Below are 20,774 nucleotides of genomic sequence, written 5' to 3'. Positions count from 1 at the left end.
GCGGTGGCGACGTGAAACCGTGCCTATCAGCGGCCAAGCGGTCGAGGATAGTCTCAATCCATCCAAACGACGTTACCCAGCCCCAGCTTCCTTCCCATGTCGACAATCATGTCGCGCATGCCGTCATTCGTGGTTCTACCAGTTTCAATGAGTACCGCAGCGTGGGGTATTCCTGATTCGAGTTTGTACGCACGCTCGAACACCGAGATTACGATCGATTTCCAGTCCCGGCTGTTTCCCCAGCAAATGATCTTGCCGTCAGTCAGCAAGCGACCATGCGGCTTGTCGTATGTATCGCGCACCGTAGCCGTATTTAATCCCAAGCCTGCCGCCAACAACACTTTGTCAGCGTTGTCTTCCAGGCGGGTACGCAGATATGGTTTCAGTAGGGAATCCTTTATGTATACTCGGACTCTTCGGGCGTCCATAAAGTGCGCCAAAGCCCCACCGACGTCCTTGTCCTTCGACCAGTTCTCGTACCAGACCGTGCGATCAAGGTCTGATAGCCCCGACCAGCCCAGCTCGTCCGCCTTGCTCCATATCTTCTGCCGGATTCGATCCCGGATTTCCGTGGGCACCGCTATGCTCATTGAACCGCTCCCGGAGAGGGGGGTAAGGGAAAATTGAACTCGGGCAACTCCAATTTCGCATCGCCTTCTCGATTGAACAGATCCGCCTGATCGAGTAACCATTCGAACATGAAGTGGCCAGCGCCGCGGTCGGAGAACTGCACCACGCGTTCCACCAAGTCGAGTCTTTCAACATCGCCCGATATCGATTTTTGCAGGTCGATTACCTCGGAAATTCGCCGCAAATCGCTGACGAAATCGAGCACCACCACTTTGTCCTTGTTGGGAGCTAGGCGGAGTCCGCGTCCAAGCTGTTGCACGAATATTCGACGGCTATGGGTCACTCGCATGAAAGCGAGCATGTCCACGTCGGGGACATCGACACCTTCATTGAAAATATCCACTGTGGTTACCGCGTTGATCGTTCCCCGGCGTAGCGCCGCCATCGTCTTTTCCCGCTCACGTGGGTCCATTTCGCCAGTGATGTATGCGGAACGAAAACCATAAAGCTTCAACATGGCGGAAAAAGCCTTCGAGTGTTCCACGCTCGCGCAGAACACGATCAGGCTGCGCCGCGCCTCTTTCTTGAAGGAGTCCGCGATGACACGTGCCGCTTCCTCGTCGCGGGTCGGAATCAACAAGCGAGTATTGAGTTCCTTGATTGAATATTCGTGTCGGGACTGCTTCCTGACAAACTCCCAATTGATGTTGTCGGCCAGAAGGCGGTAATCCGCTTCGCAAAGAAAGCCTCGACGCAGCCCCTCGTCGATCCCGATCTTTGCCACAGGCTGGCCCAGCACAGTGTCGATATCGAAGTTGTCTCCCCGCCATGGTGTGGCCGTGGCGCCACCAACCATGGGCGCGTTCAACTCTTCGATAACGCGGCGAAAACTGTCGGAGCCGATGTGATGAGCTTCATCGACCCAAACAAGACCGAATTCCGGAAGGCTACCGAGCCGTGGCAACACACTCTGGACCGTGGCGAAGGTGATCCCATCCCAGAACGTGGGTTGCTCCCCACCAATGAGCAGATGGGTGGGAATGTTCTTCGGCAACTGCTGCCAGAATTCCCTTTGCAGTTGCTCAACCAATTCACGTTTGTCGGCGAGCACAAGCACGCGCCCGGAGTCTATGACACCGTCTCGAAGTAATTGCGCGGTGGTTTCGGCCATGACGACCGTCTTTCCCAAGCCAGTGGCGAGTACCAGTTGGCCGCGGCCCGTCTCGCGTAGCGCTGCGGTTAGTCGCAGCACACAGTCGTCTTGGTAGTCGCGAAGATCCCTCCGCGCCCGAGGGTATTCTGGACTGCGGCGCATCATTTCCACGAGAGTCGCCGGTGGCAACGACTCGATCTTGATGCCAAGCCGGGCCCATCGATCGATTGCCGCGTTTAACGCGGGGCCGAATGCTCGCGACGTGGCGATGGCGAGTCGATCCGCCTCGTAGAAGCTTGAAGCCTCCACCACCTCGTCAACGGCATGGTGATCCGGATAACTGTCGCTGGTGAACTTGCATTGGACAACCCAGAGTTTGCCGCTCTTTACCCCCAGCACATCCGCTCCACGATCCCCTGAGCCGCCGACGATCCGCACATCCTCGAAAGCGTTCTGTACCAGCAACCGCGCTACGTCACGTTCGAACGCGCGCCATGATCCGTTCAGCAGACGGCGTGAGTCGAGGAAATAGCCTTCCATTTCACACGCTTCCGTCCTGGCCGAGCAGACGCACCGAAAGCGTCGCGCGAATGAGTTCGTCGCGGTCACAACGATCGAGGTCTCGTGGACTCTGCGAGGCTAGCCAAACAGCGTCCGCAAGATATGCATCGTAGCGCTCCAGCACCCTTCCTCTAGCCTCTTCGTTCACCTTGGAGTCGCCGTAGTCCAAGTGAGCGTAAGGCTGCGCCCAGAATTTGCCATCGAAGAAAAGCTCCGGGTAACGCCGAACGAACTGCTTGATATCCAACGCCTCCGCGTAGGAAAGGAATTCGCCAGCGTCAATGACGGCATGGGCGCTGCTCACGCCGGTGGTGGCGATTTTGCGCCGGATCTTTTCCTGTGCGGGCGCTGGCAGTTCTGAGAACAAGACGTCGAACGATTGCGTCCCATTGGCGGTGCTTATCGACTGAGCAATCTCTCGAAGCGATTTGTCAGCGAAAGCGATGATGTTTTTCGGGTCGAGTTTTGCGTCTTCCGCGTACTCGCTCCGCAGGTCGGCAAGGATGGTGGAAAAAACCGCCGAGTTTGGACTGGCCTCTTTCAGGAACTCGTAGGTTTTGAAGGCCAGTTCGGAAAGCAATGCGTCCATGGGCGTCATTGTGACCGAGCGGAAGACAGAATGACTGGTATCGAACAGGAAAAGGAATGTTCTCGTTCCAGGATCCTCGATCTTAAGAGTCCATGGCGCCTTGGCCGGCAAGTCGGGGTCACTCGCCCCGACCATGAATGCCTCGACGGTAAATTCTATCTTGAGTAGGGGGTGTTTGTAGACGCGCGACAGTTCGTGCAGCTTTTGCCGCAAAGGCGCCACGGGAGCGCTAGGTGTGGTCGTGGTCGAGGCGGTCGGCGTAACGGGGGCAGGGATGGCGCCCTTGGGAGGGGCGCCATCATCGTCATCGAGAAATCCATCCGGTACCGTCGGTGCCGCTGAGCCTGGACCAGTAGCGGTCGGCGTCGCGCCCACAACGCCCCGATCCTCCTCTTCGACCAGTTCGAACCATTTCTCGTCGGTCTGATATTCCGGGTCGCCCTTGTGGAAGAGATCGGCCATCTCGATGGCGCGTTCGTTATTTCTGACCGCAAGGATTCTCGACCAGCGGCCAGTTTTCCCCTGGGGATCGCTACGTCGGAATGCCTGGAACAGACGATACAGCGGCGCGGTCTGCGGTTCGAAGCCGAGTGCCTTGGCTTTTTTCGGCTGTAGCGGACCTTCCCCTCTTACAAGGGTTGCCATTTCCGCCCATGAAGTGTCGTCACGTTCGAAGCGATCCTTCGTGTAACTCACTCGGCAGTGGTCAAGGTGAATTTCACCGATGAAACGGCCGCGATTGCGTTGATCGTCGATTGGATATTCGCGTTCTGGTCGTTCACCACCACTCCAGACGAAAAGATCCTTGTTTTGGACCTCGATGACACGCCCGTTGCGGATGATGTCAATGCCAAAGTCCTCTTCGTGCATGTACCGCTGAAGCCCGACCCAACCATGCAAGCGGCGTTTGACCTCGACAGTTCTGCAATCGGGGCTGCCCGTAGGGCACTCCGACCCGGAGAACGACAACATGCAGGTGAGGCAGTAATGCCGAGACGGCAATGCGAAATCGAATGTCTCGACGGCATGCGTAGGTGTCCCGTCACTTCCTTGCACCGAACGATCGGGGCTCCAATGGCAAGGACGTTTGGCCTGAATGTTCTGGCCGTTGATTTGAAGGGAGAAAGCGCTGTCATTGGACAACAGCAAAGGCGCGTATACCCGGGCTAGCTGGCGCCGAATCTTGTTATGATTCGCGCTCTTCGAAAAATAGAGCCGCTGATCCGCCTTGAGTCGCAGGATCTTGATTTCGGTTCCATGGGCCGCCGGATCCGCCTTGGGTCTCGTGAGTCGCGGTGTTTGGTATGTGCGGGTTCGACGCAGTTCGTTAAGATCGATGCGAAGGCCAACCCATTCCGTTTCGCCCGCGCGCGTTGTGTACACCTCGGTAACCATGCCCAAGCGCGCCGTGGCGATATTGAAGCCCATGCCGAACAGGCCGAGGTTGTCCAAGGGATTGTTCCCACTCCAACCAGCACGAACGGCGCGCTCCAACTGTTCGAGCGTCATCCCCGGACCGTTGTCTCGAATGGTCACGCAGGCGTCCTCCTTGTCGTGCGTCGGAAGACTGATCACTACGGAGGGAGATTCAACCTTCGCTCCATCGCGGAGCGAATTAATGAAGGCGTCGACACTGTTGTCGATCAGTTCCGCTAGGCATTTCCACTGATCGAGATTGATTTCACCGAGGATTTGCAGGACACGCGGATCGGGTGTTAGATCGAATTCGGCTACGGTCATGTGGGTTCCCTGTTTTCCTGGTTATGCGCCGCGTCTCGTGGTGTTTTCGCACGCGGCCAAGCTGGTTGCCACCGATCCGGCCACCACTTCGGCCAGTTGCACAGGGACGGCATTGCCTAACTGGCGCATGGTTTGACTCCAGGAGCCGTGGAACTCGTATTCGTCGGGGAAGGTTTGCAATCTGGCGGCTTCGCGCACGGTGAAATAGCGAACGGATCCATCGTCCTTTACGAACATGTTTTCTCCGCCGGGCACGCCATGATAGCCAGCCTTCAGTGTCTTCGCGGGTTCGTCGAGCGGGCTTCCAGTGTGGCCCACATAGGTGCGCGCGCCGGGGGTGAACACGTGATTGGTTATCGCGTTGTTCCGATGAACCTCTGGATCAGGCAGATCGAGAAGCGCGTCCCGAGTGGTGCGCCATCGGTCTATTTCCAGTAGGGACGGGGTGACGCGCAGACGCTGCACTCGTTTCGCATAGCGAGTCGGCACATCGTCCATTCGCCGCCTGTTAATCCCGTGTTCTTCCCAGTATGCTCCATCGATATATTTGGAGACGAGCAATGCATCCTCGGAGTGTGTTTTCTGCGGAAAGGACCACTGGGCTCCGAGGTCGGAGCGAAAACCCACAAAAAAGACACGCTCGCGTTTCTGCGGCACGCCATAGTCGGCAGCGTTCAGCACGTCGAAGAGGACGTTGTACGTAGGCGCGTTCTTGTTAGCCGAATGATGTTGCTCCAGCCGTGATCGGTGCTGTATCCAGTTCTCACCCTTGCGACGGGACAGTTCCGGGTATTGCAGTTGAAGATGGATGTAAGAGAAGTAGGCGATGAAGCTCTCCCGCGTCAGCCCCTTGACGTTCTCGAAAATGAACGCCTTGGGCATCAGTTCGCGAACGGCACGCACCGCTTCGGGAAACATGTTCCGTTCGTCGCGCTGCGCCTGATGCTTGCCTCCCATGGAGAATGGCTGGCATGGCGGTCCTCCAGAGATGACGGCGATGTCTGCGGGCAACGCTCCGAAGTTGAAACTCCGCGCATCGACTTCATGAACCGGCCAGCCTTCGACAGCGTGGGCGTGATGCCGTTGATTTTCCCTGAAGGTTTCGCACGCGTCATGGTCCCATTCGATTACCGCGGCGTGTTGAAAGCCGGCATTGGCCATGCCGATCGCCAGTCCTCCCGCTCCCGCGAAAAGCTCAACGCTACGCATCGAGAAATTCCTTTATTGTCTTTTTGAGCTTGTCGATGTCGCCAAGCTCGCATTCCCAAATAGTTAGCACACCCCAATTAGCTTCCTGGAGGGCGTGCTGGTTTTTTATGTCGCGCTGCCGATTGGCTTCCAATTTGGGTAGCCAAAATTCCTCGCGTGACTTTGGCAGTCGCGCCAACGCGCAGCCCGGGTGGCGATGCCAAAAGCAGCCATGAACAAAGATCGCTTTTCGACGTGGCCGGAACACCAGATCGGGTTTTCCTGGTAGTTCCTTGGCATGAAGTCGATATCGATAACCCAGCGCATGGACAAGTTTTCGCACCAGCATCTCGGGCTTGGTGTCGCGTGAACGGACGCGCCCCATGATCTCCGAGCGACGTGCGGGACTGACGCTGTCCATGAGTCATTTTGTCTTGGCAAGCAGTGGCCATTGGTCCGCCACGTACTTTTCGGCCGCCTCGCGCATCACCCATGCCAGTGACACTTTCTTGTCACGCGCTATGCGCTCCAGTTCCTGGTGCAATGAGAATGGAAGACTCACCGACATGCGAGTCTTGGCGTCCGGATCATTCTTGCCGGAATTTCGCTGTCCCATGATTACCCCCGACAGTTTTCACCATATTACACCAGAGTGGTGCAACGCTCATCTCACCGATTAGCTGGGTGGGCGTTGCGGCATACCGCCGTCGGGCTCGCGGGCTACGCCCGGTCCCCTGACGCCTTCGGCCCATGCGGGCCTGCGCGCCCGCTTGCCTGTCTGTGCCTTCGTTGAGAGGTTGATGGGTGGTTTTGCTGGTCCCTTCACCGTACCACGACGTTCTCGCCGTCAAGGGCTGCGCGCCGCTGGCGCTTGCGATCTGCGGTCGTCGGCCTCCCCCGACGGCTTGCGCTGCGCCGTGCTTGCGACGGTCCCGGGCAATTCCGCGTGAGCAACCGAAGTACGATCATGTCGCAACCCTGCTTCTCACTCGATGCCTCGCTAGTGGTGCGTGACGATCAGGGCAATTACCCGTCGGCGTCGCCTGACCAGATCCCGGAGGCCGCACACCTGATCACGGGCCAGAAGATGCAGCGCGGTGCTGAGTTCAGTTCGCCGACGGCGGTCGAGGAGTACCTGTGCGCCAAGCTGCACGCCGGCTTCGACCACGAGGTCTTCGCGATCCTGTTTCTCGATGCGTGTCATCGGTTGATCGAATACGGCGACATGTTCCGCACCACGATCGATGGCGCTACGGTCCAACCGCGCGAGATCGTCAAGGGGGCTCTCCAGCATTTTCTGCACAAGAAGGCCTTTCGGAGCGTTCGTGGATTGAAGAATATTTCAACCACATATGACCCACCTGAGTACGGCCGCAGCCTGCCGCTCCGCCCGTGCGATCCCGCGCCGGCGAACGTCTCTGGGACCAGTGATGCCAACCTACCCCTCCCCATTCGAGTACCTTCTCGCGTTCGGCCTTGTCTTCGTGGCCGGGGTCGTCGCGACCGTCGGCCTCCGATTGCACTCGGAAAAAGTGCGCCGCGAGGCGGCTCATGCGTGATCCACGTTTCTATCCTCGACTTCACGATCCGGACGAGATGTACCTGCACGAACGCGAGGATGACGAACCGTTCGAGCAAGGTTTCGCCCCGCCGCCTCGACAATCTACCCAAGCCCGGTCCAGCGGATCTGGGCCTGTTCCGTCCTGCCCGAAATGCCAGTCCGACCGCGTCGATGCCCGCAATCGTGCGCGCAAGATGGGCGGAGCTATCGGTACGGTCGCCGGCACAACGAGCGGTGTCGCATTCGCCCTGTCCGGCGCTGAAACCGGTGCAGCCGTCGGCGTGCTCGCCGGTCCTGCCGGTGCCGTGTGTGGTGCCATCGCCGGTGCCGTAATCGCCGGCCTCATCGGCGGCGCAGCGGGCTGCGCAACCGGCTCGATGTTCGGCGAAGTCGTCGATTCGACCGTGCTAGACAACTTCCGCTGCCACGCCTGCGGACACGCCTTCAGTCACCCCAAAGCATCGGACTGAGCGGCCGTTTCCCCTTCAGCAGTCCCTCTCGCTTTTCCCCATCATCGCCTGGCCATGTGCCGGGCTTTATGCCGTTTACAAGGAGCTTTTCATGCATCTCGTTCAATCAATGGCTTACGTCAACGAGACCCCGTGGCATGGTCTCGGCCAAAAGCTTGCACCCAAACAGCCGATCGAGGTATGGCAAAGACAGGCGGGTATGGACTGGCAAATCGAGTCCGCCGACGTCCGCTTTGTCGCCGGCAGCGGCAATCTCGGCTCGATCCACGCCTTTCCCGAGCAGCGCGTGCTGTATCGCTCGGACACCAAGGCTCCCCTGTCCGTCGTCTCGTCGCGCTATCAAGTCGTGCAACCACGTGAAATCCTCGAGTTCTATCGTGATCTCACCGCGGTAGGCGGGTTCGAGCTGGAAACCGCTGGCGTGCTCAAGGATGGCAAGAAGCTCTGGGCGCTCGCCCGTACCGGCCAGTCCGTCGCGCTCAAGGGCAAAGACACGGTCAACGGCTACCTGCTGCTCGCGACAGCCTGCGACGGCACACTGGCGACCACTGCACAGTTCACGAGTATTCGGGTGGTCTGTAACAACACGCTGCAGATCGCGCTCGGCGACAGCAGGGGAGCCGTCAAGGTCGGACACCGTTCCCAATTCGACGCCGCTGCCGTGAAACGTCAGTTGGGAATAGCGACCTCAAGTTGGGACGGCTTCATGGCTCGCATGCGCGCGCTATCCGAACGCAAGGTCAGCGATGCCGTGGCTGAGAAGTTCTTCCAGCGCGTGCTCACCTATCCGTCGAGCGGGCCGTCTATGCCGATGCCGGCCACCAACGATCGTGCGATCAAAGCCGTTCACGAACTGTACGCCGGGCACGGCAAGGGCGCGACTTTGCCTTCGGCATCGGGCACGGCCTGGGGTCTGGTGAATTCGGTGACCGAGTTCGTCGATCATCAGCGCCGCGCGCGCAGCGACGATAACCGACGCGATGCTGCATGGTTCGGCGCAGGCGCCACCCTGAAGGAGAAAGCCTGGAACGAAGCGCTCAAGCTGATCGCCTGAAGATTCCAGTGCGACGTCATATCGCCCGGCCGGGCTTATCCCCGCCGGGCTTTTTCACATCTGGAGGTTACGAATGGCTTTGCCTGAATCAGTCGGGTGCGGTCGGCATCGGCCCGCGCTACGGCTTGTGGAAACAAAAGACCTATCTCGTGATGACTGGCTGGAAGTCAGGAAAAACGGGATTGGCGGCTCCGACGCGGCGGCGGCCGTGGGCCTTTCGCCGTATATGAGCCCGCTCGAACTGTGGCTGATCAAGACCGGGCGCGACACGAACCTGCCCCGGCCTGATCCACAGGATACGACCGAACCAGTTTTTTGGGGAGTGATGTTAGAACCCATCGTCGCCGCCTCGTACACGAAACAGACCGGTAACACACCGGGATCGACGCCCGCCGCAAGCTTCTTGCGGGCGTCGTCACGCTTTTCCCGGGCAGCAGCCAACGGCACGTCTGGATACACGCCCAAGGCCAGCCGCTTCTCCTTGCCCAAAAAGCGGTATTTGAGCCGCCAGTATTTCCCGCCGGACGGCGAAACCTCGAGGTACATGCCCCCCATCAGCAAGGCGGTAAGGCTTTTCACGGGGAGCGGCTTTGCGAATCGCGACGTCGGTCAACGGCATAAGGCACCAGCCTTACAGTGTCGGGGGGCACTTTTTTCGGGGGCATTTGGAAACTGAAGAAATTCCCCCTGCGGTGCCCCCACATGCCCCCGGATTCAGGCGGGCCCGCTGGACAACATCGGAATAAAAAAACCCGCGAAGCCTTATGCTATCACGGGTTTCAGGATCACCACGGAATTCCGTGGATCAGTATTTGGTGCCGGCTGCAGGACTCGAACCCGCCACCTGATGATTACAAAGTCTTTGCAGAAATCCAGAAAATCAAATACTTAGGGCCAATTTCGCGTTCGCAATTCGATGCATTTCACTGGCATAAAAGCCCCGTCGCATCGAGGTCTAGGCATCAATTGCGAACGCGACGCAACGGTCTATTCATGCGCCGTTTGCCTGACGAATCGACGCAATTCTGGTTCTGACTTCATCGACCCTCTGCGTGAGCGTTTTCACGATTCGCTCGCGGCCCGCAACCATTCGCGCCCGAGTGGCGGGCATATCAAAATCCAGATCAATTTCCTTCCGCAGGCATCGGAGCAGTTCGACTTCCAAATCGATGGTGTCTCCCGCGCCCAGTAAAGCCGTCACGGCCTGAATCTCTCGCTCACTGTATGCAATCCGTAGCTGCACCGCACGGTCGATCAGCGTCTTCTTAGACTGCTCATGGCTCGCAATTAGCTGGGCCGTTCTCTCAAGGGCTGCCGCGTCTGGATTCCCCCGGAGATTCTGGTGCGCTGCAAAGCAAACAGCTCTTGCTGCGTTTGATTGTCGCGAGCGTACGCGGTCTCGAGTTCGACGAGCTGCGCCCTGATCTGATCCAGCGCGAACCGCTCCCCAGCGACCAGCACCCACAGTTCCCGAACCTTTTGCAGGTAGTTAATCATCGCGGCCACCGTCACCACGTCTCCGATGAGCAGCACCTTTGTCATGTCGGACAACGCCGTGCTGTATTCCCCGTGAATCTTCGCCGTCTCTGCTTTTTCATCGAGCATCGACCCAACGCATTGCGTCACAGAGCTGCACCCTTCGATCGCGGGCAACAAGACATCGCGCTTCAGTCGCATCACTCGTTCTTTGTCGACACGTCGCTCGTCGGCCGCACGATCGGCGGCCTTTTCCTTCGCGTTGGATTGCGCCGTTAGATATACGCCGCCGATGCCGACGAGCGACACGATCAGGGTGTCTGATGCGAGTTCGAGCCGTTTGGCTATCCAGAGGGCGACAAGCGCCCCAATCCCGTACAGCACCACCTTGTATTTGCTGGTCATCGTTCGTTGGTGTTGTGAGTGTCAGTTCATGACGTCGACTTGGTACGCACCGGTTACCTCGTGGCACGCCATAGTCAGCCCCGCTCGAAGTATCTCATCCGTGAAAATCCGGCGGGTGTCGGGAAAAAGGTAACCGAGGTAACCAGCCCTAGAAAATTGGCCTCAAAGCCTTACCAGTAAAGGCTTTCAGCGATTTAGATAAAAGGTAACTTTAGGGTAACCCAAAGGTAACCGGTTACCTTTTACGAAGGTAACTTCTCATTTTTCCAACTCCATTTAAAATCAAAGACTTAGAACGCGGTTACCTTTTGGTTACCCTCGGTTACCTTTGAAAGGTAACCAGCGAAATCCTTTATCCATGCGGGTTTCCGAGCGATTTTTGATGGTGGTTACCTCGGTTACCTTTTTCCCGACACCCACCGGGAAATAGACTCCAGATCACGCAGCACGGCGGGGCTACGGCGGACCACATCGGCCCGCACGGACGGCACTGCATGAGCTTGGCGCATGAAAGTGCACACGTCCGACGCACCTTCGTATGCCCTCCCGCGCCAGTGCTGGCGGGCCTATCCGGTCTGTGAGTAGGTGCATAAAAAGTGTTCGATCAAGCGCGCAGGCGTGGCGGGGTCATGACCGCGCGCGCTGGGGGTTGGGGAGGGGGTGGGCGGCAAAAAAACGGCAGCGCCAACGGGCCTGCCCGCGCCCACAACGGCCTGCGGCCCCCTCCCCCGTGCCTGCCCCTTCCCCCGCCACCAGCCCGTTGTAGGGCCTCTTGTGCGGTCCAGTGTTTGGGCTAAAATACTGTTTATTCATACAGTATTTTCAGCGATGCGACGCCGAAACCCTGCTACCCCCGAACGCCGTGCCCTAACGCCCTCGGAACTGCGCGCAATATGGGAGCGCGCGCCGTCTTCAGAGGTGCGGGAACTGCTGTGGGAAATTCACCGGATGCACCGCGTGCTGGTCGCGTGCCGGGGCGAGATAGAAGTGATCCGCGCCGCGTGGCGGGAAGATGTGGGGGGATGGCTTGCGGCGATCGAGACGATGCGCTCGAGCCTTTTGGAAGAGCCGTGCGTGGCCGAAGCTGGCGTCGACCGGATGCGTTTCAATCGAGAGGCTGCGGCCCGGGACAATCTGCCCGTCCCGGACGCAGCAAAGAAGTAGGCCCTGGGCTACTTTGCCGTCGTGACCTGCGCCAAAGCGTACGGTTCGAACCGCATCACCTCCTCACCCAGCCATTCGTTCACTGCCTTCATGCTCTCCTGGAGCGGCATGATCTCGTTGACCCAGAAAACCTTCGCGGCCTTCTCGACGTCACCGAACCCACCCGTGTTATTCGGAATCACGCTCATGAGCTGCGGCGGTACACGGTGAGCAGCCAGCAGATCGTCGCGCGTCACGTTCTTGATGTTGAAGAACTCGTCCTTCGCCGCCACCTCGGACACAGGGATGATCTGCATGCCATCCTTCTTGCCATTCGGCGCGTACATGAAGAGGTTGCGGAAGTTGCCCGGCCCCTTCGAGTTCTTCAGCGCTTCGCGCAATGCATCGACGTCCGTCTGGCTCGCCGCGGCGTCCGTCATGTACAGGATGAAGCCCGCATGGCTGCCGTTCTTGTAGTAGCGGCGGCGAAACAGGGTGGCTGACTCGTTGAGCCACGCCGCATTGAGCGCGGGCAAGTATTCCGGCAAGCCATACACCTCCTGTTCGACGTCGGACTCCATCAGGTGGAATACGTCACCCTTGGCAAACGGCGTCTCCTGCCCGACTTCCGGCACCCACCAATACGACTCCAGATCCAGACCGCGCCGGGTGTATTTCGTGAGCAACGTTTTTAGCGCGAGCGGGCCACCGAGCCGGTTCTTGCGCAGCTCGAAGTACGCGTTGCCGAACACCATGTAGTTGAGCGCGAACTCCCGAAATTCCGCGCGCGACAAGCGCTTGTGCGGAATGAACGTCGAGGCCAGGATGTTGCGCTTCACGTAGATGGCAGAGCTGTGATGCGGCGCCGCGCGAAACGAGCGCGCCAGACCGTCCCACGATAACGGCGGCTCGTACCACTTCGACATCTTCATGCACTCGATGTACGAAAGGATCTCCCGCTTGTCCAGGACGGCGACGGGGTCGCCGAAGGCGAACGTATCCACCCCGGGTGCCGGGGCCGCTGTGGGTTCGCCGGCCGGCGCTTGCGCCTGGCGCGCACGGTATCGCGCGTGTCGATTCTTGCTCACGAGTACATCTCCATAAAACCTTGGTTGGTGCCAGCCTGCCCGTCAATGCCTTCGTTCGACATCGCATGCATCGTTGCCCACGCGATATCGCCGTGGCTCGCCTCGGCTGACCGATCAGCCTTGTACGTAACCTGCCCTCCGCTGGCCGTGGTCGTCTTGCGGATAGTCATAAAGGACTGCGCGATGTCGGTGTGACCTGCATCGAATTCGAGCCTGCCCTTGCTCATGACATCGTGTGCCTTGAGCACGAGCTGCGTTTTGACGTGCGGCGAGTAGGTGAAGCCGAACACGGCAGGGAAGAACTTCTTCACGAGCTGGAACACCGCGTCCCCGATACCGGTTCGGTCGATGCCGATGTACGTGACCGTGTAACGTTCGGTCGCCTTCCGGATCGCCTCGGCCTGTGCCTCGTAGTCGAGGCCTCGGAACGGGATGCGCTCCAGGATGCGGAACTTGCCGCCCTGCACGACCGGCGGCGCCAGCACCACGAGCGCGGCCGAATCTCCCATGCCGCTGCCGCCGTTCGGGTCGTAACCCAGCCAGACCGGCCGATACCCGAACGGACGAGCAGCGAACGGCCGGTAGTCGTCCCAGACCTCCCAGCTGTCGACCATGCAGCCTTGCAGCAGCGAAAACTTGAATACCGCCAGCACGTCGTCCACGAACTGGCACATCAGCAGGTTGGCGAAGTCGTCGGGGCCATACTCGAGGCGCAACTGCTCGAGGTCGAACAGGTTGCATCCGCCGGCGAGCGCATCCTCGACCGTGACGATCTGCCGCCACTGCCCGTCCGGGCACAGCACACCGCGCGCTAGCGCCTTGTGCGACAGATCGAGCTGGATTCGCTCGTCCTTCTTCCGGCCGCGATTGAACAGCGCGCCACTCCAGAATGGGTACGCCTCGTGCGCCAGATTTGACGGCGTCGAAAAGTAGGTCTGGCGCCAGTGCTTGTGGATCGCCATACCGGAGGCGACCTTGCGAAGCTCCTGAAATTTCGAGGTCCAGAAGTACTCGTCGAAATACAGGTTGCCGTGATAGCTCTGCGCCGTGCGCGCATTGGTGCCCAGGAAATACAGGTTCGCGCCGGCGTGGGGCAGATGCATCGGCGAGCCCGTCAGCTCGACGTCCGCCGCATCCTTGGCAAATTGCTTGATGTACTGCTGGAACACATGCGCCTGCGCCTTACTCGCAGACAAGAAGATCTGATTGCGGCCCGTGTCGAGCGCGTCAATGAGAGCCTCGCGAGCGAAGTACCACGTCGCGCCGATCTGCCGGCTCTTCAGGATGTTGCGGATGCGGTACTTGTCCCCGGCCTCGTACCAGGCGCGCTGGTAGTCGAATATCGAATCCATGAACGCATCGCGCAGCTGCGCCAACTGCTTCTCGTTGATGCTGTTCTTCTCTGCCTTCTTGCGCGGCCCGCTGTTGCGGCTCGCGATCTTCGGGTTCAGATCGACTTCGTTGCCGGTCTGCTGGTACTTGTGCACGCGCTGCATGCGCTCGATTTGCCGGCCGAGCAGATCGATTTCCTTGAAGTCCTTTCCCTCTTTGTTTTCCTTGCGGACCAGCTCGATCATGCGCGCCTCGAGCGACAGCTCGACGCGATCGACCGGTGCGGTCTCTTTCCACTTATCGCGCCGGCACCAGCTATGCACGGTCGAGCGCTTCTCGCCGATCTTTTCGGCGATGCGCGCGACGCGCCACCCTGCGAAATACAGGTTGCGCGCTTCTACTCGCGGATCGATGTCGGGGGCGTGCTGTTGCGTCATGCCGACAAGGTTGCCCACGCGCGCGCGGACGGTCGACGCGCCCGTGTTGTAAGGCGCCGGGGCACAACAACGATGCGTTGCCCCACGCGCGGCCGACGCCGAACATGGGCCATGTTGAACGCTCACCCCGAGGAAACCCAACATGGCAAAGAAAACCAAGTTCTTTCGCGTCGCCACCGAAGGCGCCACGACCGACGGCCGCACGATCACGAAGGAAATGATTCAGGAGATGGCCGCGACGTATGACCCGAACAAGTACGGCGCACGCATCAACCTGGAACACATTCGCGGCATCGTCCCGGACGGCCCCTTCAAGGCATACGGCGACGTAATCGCACTCAAGACCGAGACGAACGCCGAGGGCAAGCTGCAGCTGCTCGCGCAGCTCGATCCGACCGACGCCCTGGTCGCGATGACGACGAAGAATCGCCAGAAGGTCTATTCGTCCATCGAGGTGGACCCGGACTTTGCGGGTAGCGGCCAGGCGTACCTGGTCGGCATGGCTGTGACGGACAACCCCGCGAGCCTGGGCACGGAGATGCTCAAATTCAGCGCCGGCGCCACGGAAAACCCGCTGGCCGGGCGCAAGCTTCGCCCGGAGAACCTGTTCACCGCCGCCGAGCCGGCCGAGATCGACTTCGAAGACGAAACCGGCGAAGCAGGCGAGGTCACCATGACCCTGAAGGGTTCCTCCGCATCGCTGCTCGAGCGCTTCACCGCTGGCTTGCTGGGCAAGAAGCCTACGCCGACTACGCCGCCGGAAAAGACTGCGGCCGCCGGCGAGCAGCCGCAGCAGTTCACCGCCGAGATGCTGGCGAAGGCTGGAGCGGACGCCGTCGCCAAGGCGATGGAGCAATTCAGCTCGAGCATGACCGAGGCCATGAAGCCTGTTGCCGAGGCCGTCGAAAAGCTGCGCTCGGACCACGACGCACTGGTCGAAAAGCTCTCCAGCACGGACGGCAGTGCGCCGCGCACGGCCGCCACCGGTAGCGCACAGTCCGTCGAGCTCACCGACTGCTGATCGCCCTCTCAACACCACCACACGCGAAACCACCGTACCGGAGAAGCACACATGCGTAAGGAAACCCGAATCGCCTTTAACGGCTATCTGCGCCAGTTGGAAAAGCTCAACGGCGTCGAGACCGCCGCCGAGAAGTTCACCGTAGTACCGTCTGTCCAGCAAAAGCTCGAGACGAAGATGCAGGAATCGACCGAGTTCCTGAAGCGGATCAACATCGTGGGCGTGACCGAGCAGCAGGGCGAGAAGCTGGGTCTTGGCGTCGGCTCCCCGCTCGCGAGCACGACCAACACGGATCTGAAGGAGCGTGAGACGATCGATCCGACGGATCTCGACCCGAACGGCTATGTCTGCACGCAGACCAATTTCGACTCGCACCTGAAGTACTCGAAACTCGACGCCTGGGCGAAATTCCCGGACTTCCAGACGCGCGTGCGCGACGCGCTCCTGAAGCGTCAAGCGCTGGACCGCATCTGCATCGGCTTTAACGGGGTGTCCCGCGCGGCCACGTCGGATCGCGTTGCGAACCCGTTGCTGCAGGACGTCAACAAGGGCTGGCTGCAGAAGTACCGCGAGCAGGCTCCGGCCCGCGTCATGGATCACGGCAAGACGGCCGGCAAAGTCGTCATCGGTGCCGGCGGCGACTACGCGAACCTCGACGCCGCCGTGTACGACGCCCTCTCGAGCCTGCTCGACCCGTGGCACCAGGAAGACACGGATCTCGTCGTGCTGTGCGGCCGCGCGCTGGCACACGAGAAATACTTCCCGCTGATCAACCGCGTTCAGGCGCCCACGGAGCAGCTGGCGGGCCAGATCATCATGAGCCAGAAGGCGATGGGCGGCCGCCCCGCGGCCATGGTCCCGTACTTCCCGGCCAACGCGTTCATGATCACGCGTCTCGACAACCTGTCCATCTACTTCCAGGATGGCGGGCGCCGTCGCTCGGTCATCGACAACCCGAGGCGCGATCGCGTCGAGAACTTCGAGTCGAGCAACGACGCCTTCGTGGTCGAAGACTATGGTCTCGGCTGCTTGGTCGAGCACATCGAGTTCGTTGCGGAGTAACCATGCCGTCGCCCGCCCAACAGCACTTTATGCGGGTCGCCGCGGCGCGCGCCACCGCCGCCGCGGCAGGCACCGATGAGCCCATCGTCGCTACCGCCTACGAGCAGCAGCTGATGCAGCTCGCCCAGGACAAGCGGCAACTGAGCGCCATCCAGTCCACGGAGAAGAAGGCCGAGGCCAAGCGCGAAATGTTGCCCAAGTACGCCGCCTGGGTCGACGGCGTGCTCTCAAGCGGGCACGGCGTCCAGGACGATGTCGTCATGAACGTGCTCGTGTGGCGCATCGACGTCGGCGACTACGCTGGCGCGCTGCCCATCGCGGCGCACGCCATCGAGTACGGCCTCAAGATGCCCGAGCCGTACACGCGCACCACCGCATGCGTCATCACCGAGGAGTTCGCGGACATGGCGCGCAAGGCCCGCGCCGTCAACGGGGACATCGACCTCACGAGCCTGCTCGCCGTCGCACGTCTGACGGACGACCAGGACATGCCCGACCAGGTGCGAGCGAAGCTCTACAAGGAGATCGGCCTTGCACAGATGGACAGAGATCCGCGTGCTGCGCTCGCGCGCCTCAAGCGCGCCCTCGAGCTGAACAAGAACGTGGGCGTCATCAAAGACATCGAGCGCCTCGAGACCAAGCTGCGCAACCAGAATTCGACCGCCGACGGCAACGGCGACGGTTGACACCGAGCGTACCCCGCGCCGGGCGGCAGGGGGCTGACGCAGGCTTGATCGCCACCGCCGACGCCCCCTCCACCGCCCACTATTACCCAGGAACCGCCCCATGTCCTTCCTCGCTCCCGCTCCCACCACCGACGACGGCGTCGTCATCAAGAACGATGGGTTCTTCCCCGACATCGATCTCGACGCGATGCGCGATACGCAGCGCCTCGACGGGACGGTGACAACGGTGCGCCTGCAGGCGGAAGTGGTGGAGGCCATGCTGCACGCGAACGCCGAGCTTTCCGCCTGGCGAGCGCTGCGTGAGGCCGAAGGCTACACCTCGCTCGCCGATGTAAAACGCGTCGACGGCCGGCCGGTACCCGAAGTGGGGGGCAAGACCGCGCTCGAGCTGCGTTACACCCGGGCGGTTTACTGCTGGGCCAACGCCAACCTCATCGAGCGGTACCGGAATTTCGACGCGACGGCCACCGCGCGGAAAGAGGACGAGGTCTCGCGCCCCGGTGCCGATGAGCTGCGGCGCGATGCGGCATGGGCGATCAATGACATCGCGGGGCAACGGCGCATCACCGTGGAGCTGATCTGATGCGCGTTCGTGCGATGCAAGGCGACACCGTCTCGGCCATCTGCTGGCGCTACTTCGGCCGCACCCAAGGCTTGGTAGAAGCCACGCTCGCGGCGAACCCTGGTCTGGCGGATCTCGGCCCGATCCTGCCCCACGGCCACCTCATCGAACTACCCGACCAACCCGCACAGGCCGAGAAAAAGACCGTGCAACTGTGGGACTGACCATGACTGAACCTGTTACCACCAACGCCACGGTCGCCACGGCCGGTGTCGCCGTGCTCTCCCTGTTCCCCGGCGTCGACGCCGCCGTGGTCATGGGAGCCTTCGCCGGCGCTGGCGTGTTTGTGTTGGCCTCCGACGATCTCGCGCCGCTCAAGCGCCTGGCGTTCTTCCTGATCTCGTTCGTTGCCGGATGCCTGTCCGCGCGCCTGGCTGCCGACCTGATCGGCTGGGCGCTGCCCGAGCGCATTCAGGTCAATGCCGCGGTCGGAGCGCTCGTCGCCTCCGCTGTCGTCATCAAGCTGTTGATGTGGCTTATCCGGCGTGCGGCGAATCCCGAGAAGCTGTTCGACGCCTTTAAGGGAGGTCCGAAGCCGTGAGTACCCTCGCATTCCTCAACGCCGTGCTGTGCGCGGTCATTGCGCTGCGCCTGATGATGTTCCGGCGCGCGTCCGGCAGCCACCGACCGTGGGCTTCGCGCCTGGCCTACGCACTCATCCTCGCCACGGGCTCTGTGCCCATCCGAGCCATCTTCGGCGCACCGCCGCCCGTCGACGTGACGTCGCTCGCGATCAACGCAGTGCTGTGCATCGCCGTGCTCGCCGTGCGCGGCAACGTCGTTGACCTGTTCCGCGGTGGCGTCGGGCACGACAACCCCATCACCCGCCTACTGAGAAAGACCCATGATCACGCTCGCTAATACGCTTCGCCAGGGCGATCACGGCGCCGCCGTGCGTGCGCTGCAGACCGCCCTCGTGACCTTCGGCGCCGCCATTGCCGCCGACGGATGGTTCGGTCCCGCGACCACCCGCGCGGTGATGGACGTGCAACAGCACTTCGGCTTGGTTGTCGACGGCATCGCCGGACCGAAGACCCAGCAGGCGATCGCGGCCGGCGCCCGGGCGCCGGGACATCTCACGGCTGCCGATCTGGCTGCGGCCGCAGAGAAGCTCGGCGTCGAGCTGGCCGTCGTGCGAGCCGTCAACGAAGTGGAGAGCCGTGGCTGTGGCTTCCTGCCGGACGGCCGGCCCGTCATCCTGTACGAGCGCCACGTGATGTACCGGGAAGTGGGCACAGCGGGCTTCGATGCGCCTGCGCTCGCGCAGCGCTTCCCGAACCTCGTGAACCCCAAGCGCGGCGGCTATGTGGGTGGCGCCGGCGAGCACAAGCGCCTGGCGGACGCCTGCACGATCCACCGACCGAGCGCGCTGTCATCGGCAAGTTGGGGGGCGTTCCAGATCATGGCCTATCACTGGCAGCGCCTGGGCTACGAGAGCGTCGAGGCGTTCACCGACCTGATGCACACCGGTGAAGCCGCGCAGCTCGACGCCTTCGTTCGATTCGTAATGGACGCTCCCGCCCTGCTCAAAGCGATGAAGGCAAAGAAGTGGGCCGCGTTCGCCGAGATCTACAACGGCTACGACTACGCCACGAACCTGTATGACGTGAAACTCGGCCGCGCCTACGACAAGTACAAGGCTTTGGAGGTTTCAGCGTGACGCCGCTGCAAAAAATCGTCGGTACGCTCCTCGCGCTCGCCGGCATTGCGCTGCTGTTCGCGGTACAGCAGCTCCGCCTCGACGCGGCCGAGCGCCGCGCGCAGACCGCGGAAAAGGAGGCGGTGCAGCTCGTGGCCGATCTCAATGACGCCCGCGAAAACCCCGTTGTCATCACGAAGTACGTCGACCGGGTGCGCGAGATCCGCGTCAAGGGCGACACCATCATCCAGAAGGTACCCGTCTATGTCTCTGCTGAAGCTGATGCCGCTTGCACTGTGCCTGCCGGTTTTGTGCGCCTGCACGACGCCGCCGCGCGCAACGCCACACTTGACGATCCCGGCACTGCTGATGCGCGACCCTCCGGCGTTGCGCTCTCTGCCGTCGCCGAAACCGTTGCCGACAACTACACGGCCTACCACGAGCTCGCTGCCCGCTTCGATGCCCTGCGGGACAAGCTGCGCGCAAGCCCGTATGTGACCATCGAAGAAGACGAGGGCCGAGCACGATGAAAAAGCCCGAAGCCCTGCGAGCCGCGCTGGTGAAGCACAATCGCTACATTCGCGATAACCCTGACCAGCTGCATGTGTTTGTGGACGCCGGCCGTCTGCGCTCGACACACGCTGCAGGCGCGATCGGCTCCCTGGGCGGCTCGTTCATGTATGAGTACACGCTGACCATCATCGTGACCGACTACCCGGACGACTCGGCCACGCTCATGCTGCCCATAGTGGCGTGGGCGGCAGACTGGCAACCAGAACTCCTGGCAAACGACGATAGGCAACGCGACGGCATCAAATTCGAAGCCGAGATCCGCACGCAGACCACGGCTGACGTCCAGATCGAGATCAAGCTGACCGAGTCGGTCGATGTGCGCTATGTCGAGGGCAATCCGACGTTCAGCTACCGGGACGAGCCGCTGCTTGACGCTGAGACCCGGGCGTTTCTCGGGGTGTGAC

The 20,774-nt window shown here is 61.1% G+C and carries 23 protein-coding genes and 3 pseudogenes; 15 read left to right on the top strand and 11 right to left on the bottom strand.

Translation table 11 applies throughout. The annotated features are described in order from the left end of the window. Positions 1–53: 53 nt before the first annotated feature. The 6 genes from LV28_RS26355 to LV28_RS26330 are packed head-to-tail and all read right to left on the bottom strand — an operon-like array spanning position 54 to position 6,417. Positions 54–590, bottom strand: a complete 537-nt coding sequence (locus LV28_RS26355) for a hypothetical protein (protein ID WP_038618963.1) — start codon at positions 588–590, stop codon at positions 54–56. Next, positions 587–2,263: a DEAD/DEAH box helicase family protein gene (locus LV28_RS26350; protein ID WP_038618964.1), complete on the bottom strand. Its 1,677-nt coding sequence runs from the start codon at positions 2,261–2,263 to the stop codon at positions 587–589. Before LV28_RS26350 ends, LV28_RS26355 begins: the two co-directional genes overlap by 4 nt. A 1-nt stretch (position 2,264) precedes the next feature. Further along, positions 2,265–4,613, bottom strand: a complete 2,349-nt coding sequence (locus LV28_RS26345) for an ATP-binding protein (protein ID WP_038618967.1) — start codon at positions 4,611–4,613, stop codon at positions 2,265–2,267. A 21-nt stretch (positions 4,614–4,634) separates the two neighbouring features. Continuing rightward, complete coding sequence (locus tag LV28_RS26340) at positions 4,635–5,822, bottom strand: DNA cytosine methyltransferase (RefSeq protein ID WP_038618970.1); 1,188 nt, start codon at positions 5,820–5,822, stop codon at positions 4,635–4,637. Further along, positions 5,815–6,222, bottom strand: coding sequence for a very short patch repair endonuclease (locus tag LV28_RS26335; protein ID WP_038618973.1), 408 nt, complete (start codon positions 6,220–6,222; stop codon positions 5,815–5,817). The genes LV28_RS26340 and LV28_RS26335 overlap by 8 nt, the downstream gene beginning before the upstream one ends. Before the next feature lie 3 nt (positions 6,223–6,225). Next, complete coding sequence (locus tag LV28_RS26330; protein WP_038618976.1) at positions 6,226–6,417, bottom strand: ribbon-helix-helix domain-containing protein; 192 nt, start codon at positions 6,415–6,417, stop codon at positions 6,226–6,228. A 351-nt stretch (positions 6,418–6,768) separates the two neighbouring features. Here LV28_RS26330 and LV28_RS48260 point away from each other — a divergent pair. The 4 genes and pseudogenes from LV28_RS48260 to LV28_RS48255 form a co-directional block, all read left to right on the top strand. Continuing rightward, a pseudogene (locus tag LV28_RS48260) lies at positions 6,769–7,092 on the top strand (JAB domain-containing protein); the annotation flags it as partial. A 260-nt stretch (positions 7,093–7,352) separates the two neighbouring features. Further along, positions 7,353–7,832: a complement resistance protein TraT gene (locus tag LV28_RS49215; protein ID WP_257125735.1), complete on the top strand. Its 480-nt coding sequence runs from the start codon at positions 7,353–7,355 to the stop codon at positions 7,830–7,832. 91 nt (positions 7,833–7,923) lie between these two features. Continuing rightward, complete coding sequence (locus tag LV28_RS26315) at positions 7,924–8,886, top strand: DUF932 domain-containing protein (protein ID WP_038618982.1); 963 nt, start codon at positions 7,924–7,926, stop codon at positions 8,884–8,886. Positions 8,887–8,959: 73 nt separating this feature from the next. After that, positions 8,960–9,259 (top strand): annotated as a pseudogene (locus LV28_RS48255) (lambda-exonuclease family protein); the annotation flags it as partial. A gap of 2 nt (positions 9,260–9,261) precedes the next feature. On the opposite strand, the pseudogene LV28_RS48250 reads toward LV28_RS48255, so the two are convergent. The 3 genes and pseudogenes from LV28_RS48250 to LV28_RS26305 form a co-directional block, all read right to left on the bottom strand. Then, a pseudogene (locus tag LV28_RS48250) lies at positions 9,262–9,505 on the bottom strand (Arm DNA-binding domain-containing protein); the annotation flags it as partial. A gap of 372 nt (positions 9,506–9,877) precedes the next feature. After that, positions 9,878–10,087 carry a hypothetical protein gene (locus LV28_RS26310; protein WP_147291584.1) on the bottom strand — a complete coding sequence of 70 codons (210 nt, stop codon included), beginning with the start codon at positions 10,085–10,087 and terminating at the stop codon, positions 9,878–9,880. 86 nt (positions 10,088–10,173) lie between these two features. After that, a complete protein-coding gene (locus tag LV28_RS26305) occupies positions 10,174–10,767 on the bottom strand; it encodes a hypothetical protein (RefSeq protein WP_038618988.1) in 594 nt (197 codons plus the stop codon). 918 nt (positions 10,768–11,685) lie between these two features. Here LV28_RS26305 and LV28_RS26300 point away from each other — a divergent pair. Then, positions 11,686–11,931: a hypothetical protein gene (locus tag LV28_RS26300; RefSeq protein ID WP_147291585.1), complete on the top strand. Its 246-nt coding sequence runs from the start codon at positions 11,686–11,688 to the stop codon at positions 11,929–11,931. A gap of 8 nt (positions 11,932–11,939) precedes the next feature. Here LV28_RS26300 and LV28_RS26295 read toward each other — a convergent pair whose 3' ends face one another. Beyond that, on the bottom strand, positions 11,940–12,998 hold the full coding sequence (locus tag LV28_RS26295) for a phage portal protein (RefSeq protein ID WP_038618994.1): 1,059 nt from the start codon (positions 12,996–12,998) through the stop codon (positions 11,940–11,942). After that, on the bottom strand, positions 12,995–14,767 hold the full coding sequence (locus LV28_RS26290) for a terminase ATPase subunit family protein (RefSeq protein ID WP_038621740.1): 1,773 nt from the start codon (positions 14,765–14,767) through the stop codon (positions 12,995–12,997). Before LV28_RS26290 ends, LV28_RS26295 begins: the two co-directional genes overlap by 4 nt. Positions 14,768–14,909: 142 nt before the next feature. On the opposite strand from LV28_RS26290, the gene LV28_RS26285 reads away from it, so the two are divergent. The 10 genes from LV28_RS26285 to LV28_RS26240 all read left to right on the top strand — a co-directional run bounded on the left by LV28_RS26285 (position 14,910) and on the right by LV28_RS26240 (position 20,773). Next, on the top strand, positions 14,910–15,788 hold the full coding sequence (locus tag LV28_RS26285; protein WP_038618997.1) for a GPO family capsid scaffolding protein: 879 nt from the start codon (positions 14,910–14,912) through the stop codon (positions 15,786–15,788). Between the two features lie 51 nt (positions 15,789–15,839). Then, the gene (locus LV28_RS26280; RefSeq protein ID WP_038619000.1) at positions 15,840–16,850 is read left to right on the top strand and encodes a phage major capsid protein, P2 family; all 1,011 of its coding nucleotides are present in this window, start codon (positions 15,840–15,842) and stop codon (positions 16,848–16,850) included. A 2-nt stretch (positions 16,851–16,852) separates the two neighbouring features. Continuing rightward, a complete protein-coding gene (gene gpM, locus LV28_RS26275; RefSeq protein ID WP_038619003.1) occupies positions 16,853–17,536 on the top strand; it encodes a phage terminase small subunit in 684 nt (227 codons plus the stop codon). Between the two features lie 100 nt (positions 17,537–17,636). Beyond that, complete coding sequence (locus LV28_RS26270) at positions 17,637–18,119, top strand: head completion/stabilization protein (protein ID WP_038619005.1); 483 nt, start codon at positions 17,637–17,639, stop codon at positions 18,117–18,119. After that, complete coding sequence (locus LV28_RS26265) at positions 18,119–18,322, top strand: tail protein X (protein ID WP_038619007.1); 204 nt, start codon at positions 18,119–18,121, stop codon at positions 18,320–18,322. The genes LV28_RS26270 and LV28_RS26265 overlap by 1 nt, the downstream gene beginning before the upstream one ends. Positions 18,323–18,324: 2 nt before the next feature. Continuing rightward, positions 18,325–18,699 (top strand): phage holin family protein, encoded by a 375-nt coding sequence (locus LV28_RS26260; RefSeq protein ID WP_038619009.1) that lies wholly within the window; start codon positions 18,325–18,327, stop codon positions 18,697–18,699. Further along, positions 18,696–19,019 (top strand): phage holin family protein, encoded by a 324-nt coding sequence (locus tag LV28_RS26255; RefSeq protein WP_038619011.1) that lies wholly within the window; start codon positions 18,696–18,698, stop codon positions 19,017–19,019. Before LV28_RS26260 ends, LV28_RS26255 begins: the two co-directional genes overlap by 4 nt. Then, positions 19,003–19,818, top strand: a complete 816-nt coding sequence (locus tag LV28_RS26250) for an N-acetylmuramidase domain-containing protein (protein WP_038619013.1) — start codon at positions 19,003–19,005, stop codon at positions 19,816–19,818. The genes LV28_RS26255 and LV28_RS26250 overlap by 17 nt, the downstream gene beginning before the upstream one ends. Next, positions 19,815–20,327, top strand: a complete 513-nt coding sequence (locus tag LV28_RS26245; protein WP_115344426.1) for a hypothetical protein — start codon at positions 19,815–19,817, stop codon at positions 20,325–20,327. The genes LV28_RS26250 and LV28_RS26245 overlap by 4 nt, the downstream gene beginning before the upstream one ends. Further along, positions 20,324–20,773: a phage tail protein gene (locus tag LV28_RS26240; RefSeq protein ID WP_038619015.1), complete on the top strand. Its 450-nt coding sequence runs from the start codon at positions 20,324–20,326 to the stop codon at positions 20,771–20,773. The genes LV28_RS26245 and LV28_RS26240 overlap by 4 nt, the downstream gene beginning before the upstream one ends. Position 20,774 lies beyond the last annotated feature (1 nt).

The sequence above is a fragment of the Pandoraea pnomenusa genome, from assembly GCF_000767615.3.
GTDB classification, from domain to species: domain Bacteria; phylum Pseudomonadota; class Gammaproteobacteria; order Burkholderiales; family Burkholderiaceae; genus Pandoraea; species Pandoraea pnomenusa.
The sequence above is the reverse complement of the archived record's forward strand: the minus strand, read 5'-3'. Positions and strand labels throughout refer to the sequence as shown.

What these genes read in the sequence shown, in the direction of transcription:
- LV28_RS26355 (WP_038618963.1), bottom strand. Translation starts at nt 590, where the DNA reads ATGAGCATAGCGGTGCCCACGGAAATCCGGGATCGAATCCGGCAGAAG.
- LV28_RS26350 (WP_038618964.1), bottom strand. Translation starts at nt 2,263, where the DNA reads ATGGAAGGCTATTTCCTCGACTCACGCCGTCTGCTGAACGGATCATGG.
- LV28_RS26345 (WP_038618967.1), bottom strand. Translation starts at nt 4,613, where the DNA reads ATGACCGTAGCCGAATTCGATCTAACACCCGATCCGCGTGTCCTGCAA.
- LV28_RS26340 (WP_038618970.1), bottom strand. Translation starts at nt 5,822, where the DNA reads ATGCGTAGCGTTGAGCTTTTCGCGGGAGCGGGAGGACTGGCGATCGGC.
- LV28_RS26335 (WP_038618973.1), bottom strand. Translation starts at nt 6,222, where the DNA reads ATGGACAGCGTCAGTCCCGCACGTCGCTCGGAGATCATGGGGCGCGTC.
- LV28_RS26330 (WP_038618976.1), bottom strand. Translation starts at nt 6,417, where the DNA reads ATGGGACAGCGAAATTCCGGCAAGAATGATCCGGACGCCAAGACTCGC.
- LV28_RS49215 (WP_257125735.1), top strand. Translation starts at nt 7,353, where the DNA reads ATGCGTGATCCACGTTTCTATCCTCGACTTCACGATCCGGACGAGATG.
- LV28_RS26315 (WP_038618982.1), top strand. Translation starts at nt 7,924, where the DNA reads ATGCATCTCGTTCAATCAATGGCTTACGTCAACGAGACCCCGTGGCAT.
- LV28_RS26305 (WP_038618988.1), bottom strand. Translation starts at nt 10,767, where the DNA reads ATGACCAGCAAATACAAGGTGGTGCTGTACGGGATTGGGGCGCTTGTC.
- LV28_RS26290 (WP_038621740.1), bottom strand. Translation starts at nt 14,767, where the DNA reads ATGACGCAACAGCACGCCCCCGACATCGATCCGCGAGTAGAAGCGCGC.
- LV28_RS26285 (WP_038618997.1), top strand. Translation starts at nt 14,910, where the DNA reads ATGGCAAAGAAAACCAAGTTCTTTCGCGTCGCCACCGAAGGCGCCACG.
- LV28_RS26280 (WP_038619000.1), top strand. Translation starts at nt 15,840, where the DNA reads ATGCGTAAGGAAACCCGAATCGCCTTTAACGGCTATCTGCGCCAGTTG.
- gpM (WP_038619003.1), top strand. Translation starts at nt 16,853, where the DNA reads ATGCCGTCGCCCGCCCAACAGCACTTTATGCGGGTCGCCGCGGCGCGC.
- LV28_RS26270 (WP_038619005.1), top strand. Translation starts at nt 17,637, where the DNA reads ATGTCCTTCCTCGCTCCCGCTCCCACCACCGACGACGGCGTCGTCATC.
- LV28_RS26265 (WP_038619007.1), top strand. Translation starts at nt 18,119, where the DNA reads ATGCGCGTTCGTGCGATGCAAGGCGACACCGTCTCGGCCATCTGCTGG.
- LV28_RS26260 (WP_038619009.1), top strand. Translation starts at nt 18,325, where the DNA reads ATGACTGAACCTGTTACCACCAACGCCACGGTCGCCACGGCCGGTGTC.
- LV28_RS26250 (WP_038619013.1), top strand. Translation starts at nt 19,003, where the DNA reads ATGATCACGCTCGCTAATACGCTTCGCCAGGGCGATCACGGCGCCGCC.
- LV28_RS26240 (WP_038619015.1), top strand. Translation starts at nt 20,324, where the DNA reads ATGAAAAAGCCCGAAGCCCTGCGAGCCGCGCTGGTGAAGCACAATCGC.